Origin of the sequence: Thermogemmatispora sp. (assembly GCF_019683635.1) — a bacterium.
Classification (GTDB): Bacteria; Chloroflexota; Ktedonobacteria; order Ktedonobacterales; family Ktedonobacteraceae; genus Thermogemmatispora.
The window spans coordinates 1-2,296 of record NZ_JADGIA010000354.1 but is presented as its reverse complement, the minus strand read 5'-3'; the positions used below and the strand labels follow the sequence as shown (position 1 = coordinate 2,296).

The 2,296-nt window shown below is 61.5% G+C and carries 2 protein-coding genes; one reads left to right on the top strand and one right to left on the bottom strand.

The genetic code is table 11. The features are described 5' to 3' along the window. Positions 1-1,404 (top strand): cell division protein FtsZ (gene ftsZ / locus IRZ31_RS21235; RefSeq protein ID WP_297157740.1); only part of this gene is annotated, 1,404 nt, incomplete at its 5' end. A 374-nt stretch (positions 1,405-1,778) separates the two neighbouring features. Here the strand turns inward: ftsZ and IRZ31_RS21230 are convergent. Further along, positions 1,779-2,087: a KGG domain-containing protein gene (locus IRZ31_RS21230; RefSeq protein WP_297157738.1), complete on the bottom strand. Its 309-nt coding sequence runs from the start codon at positions 2,085-2,087 to the stop codon at positions 1,779-1,781. Between the last annotated feature and the right edge of the window lie 209 nt (positions 2,088-2,296).

Here is a 2,296-nt window from a genome sequence, read left to right as displayed (position 1 = left end):
AACCGCTGGGCCGTACTCCGACATGAGGTAGAGGTGGGAGAGGATATGCGGGAGGAGCACACCCTGGCCGGCTGGGAGCAGCGGGATACGGAAGAGGAGATGATTGCTACTGAGGCGCCTGCCGACGCCGAGGAGCGCTGCGATGAGCCGCGCCATGTTGATATCGTGGTGGCCGGTGTAGGCGGCGGAGGTACCAACGCGGTGAATCGCATGATTGATATGAATGTCAGGGGCGTGCGTTTCATCGCGATGAATACGGATGCGCAGGTGCTGGAGCTGTCACAGGCCCCACTGCGGATTAGCCTGGGCCACCATTATACTAAGGGTTTAGGAGCAGGCGGCAACGCGGCTGTAGGCATGCGCGCCGCAACGGAGAGCGCTGCGGAGATTCGCGCAGCGCTCAAGGAAGCTGACCTGGTCTTTATCACCGCCGGCTTGGGAGGCGGTACCGGTACAGGAGCTGCCCCGGTGGTGGCTTCGATTGCTCGCAAGCTGGGCGCCCTGACGATTGGCATTGTGACGCTTCCATTCAGCTTTGAAGGCTCCCGCCGCCGCCGCGTGGCTCAGGAGGGTCTGGCCGAGCTGAGCAAAGAGGTCGATGCTTTGATCACTGTTCCAAACGATCGGTTGCTGATGTCGAGCACACGCGATCGCAGTCTGGCAGAAGCCTTCAAGGTAGCCGATGATGTGTTGCGCCAGGGAGTGCAAGGAATCGCCGAGGTCATTAACGTGCCAGGGCTGGTCAACGTTGATTTCGCCGATGTGCGTAATGTCTTGCGCGATGCTGGCAGCGCTCTCATGAGCATCGGCGAGGGGAAGGGCCGCAATCGTGCCCAGATCGCTGCTCAGCAGGCCATCGCCGGCGGCTTTCTGAATGTGACGATCAAGGGGGCGCACCGCGTGCTGTTCAATATCAGTGGCGGCGAGGATCTGACGCTCTTCGAGGTCAACGAGGTGGCGGAGTGCATCCGTAGTGTGGTCGATGAGGCGGCAGACATTACCTTCGGAGCAGTCATCGATCCAACGCTTCAGGACAGCCTGCGCGTGACACTGATCGCTGCTGGTATGGGGGAACCACTCACAGCTCAGACACCAGCGCTGATTTCAGGGGCGTCGCGTCCAGCTCAGCTGCAGGCACCAGCCCAGGCCAGCAACGGCGCAGGCACGCCCGAGCCGGCTCGGGCGTCTCACCAGATGATTCCCATGCCACCGTTGACGCCACGTCCCTCCCTGTCTCAGGGGACGCCAGCCGCCTCGGCCACACCCCTGCGTCCACCCGCTCTGCCACGCCCACAGCGCAGCCTGGAAGATCTGCGTGGCCTGCGAAGCCTGGCGCGCCGCTACCAGGAGCGTCTGGAGCAGGAGAGAGAGATTAGCGCGCCCCCCTTTTTGCGCCGTCGCTAGGACGGAGAGGAAAGCCTGGGCTGTGGGCCGGAGGGAGAGCGGCCTCTCTCATCCGGGCGCCTGATGGAGCCGTTCAGGACAGCCTTGTCTGTTGATGGAAGTCAGCGGAGGCAGAGTGCAGCTGAGCGAAGTAAGTACATCAAACAGAAGGCATCTTTCTCAACGATCACAAAGCAGCCATTGGGATAAGTTCAGAGGAGCTGGCCAGCGAGAGGGCTGGCCAGCTCTTCCTATCTGTCAGCATCTCCGTCGGCAGGCTTGCCGAACATCGCGAACGTCTACACTCCACATCTCACGTCCGCCTGACACAGGCGAGAGCGGACAAGCCACCTTCTCTCTGAGGTGCCCGGCAGGCGAAACCAGCAATGCTAAGGCTAAGGGTTGGTGCTGCTCTCGTCCTGGGTCTGAGCTGGAGCAGCAGCGGAGCTAGCAGCACGTCCCCGCTCACCGCCCTTCTTGCCAATGCGCGAGTAGAAAGCCGAGCCTTGCTGACGCTTCGTCGACTCGCCGCCCTTCTTACCGATCTCAGAATAGAATTGAGGGCCGCGTTTCTGCTTGACTGCTTCGCCTCCCTTCTTACCGATTCTTGCGTAGAACTCCGTACCATACTTCTCGCGCACAGCCTGACCGCCATGCTTGGCCTTCTGCGATCCGGGTTCCGGTCCGCGTTTATTATTCGCCATAGAAGGTCCCGCCTCTCTTTCACTCAAACTCCACATTTACCCAACAACGCGGCGAGACAGTCTCTGCTCCCAGCGAGAGAGACAGAAATCTCGCAGCCTTCTAGCTAGCGCAAGGGATGCTTGCGAGCCTGAGCCACGCGGTTGGCGATCAGGGCCGCGGTGATGCCCGCGCCGACGCCGTTATCGATATTGACGACGGCGAGGCCCGG

Excerpts from the sequence above, each read along its gene's own strand:
- IRZ31_RS21230 (WP_297157738.1), bottom strand. The coding sequence starts at position 2,087 with ATGGCGAATAATAAACGCGGACCGGAACCCGGATCGCAGAAGGCCAAG.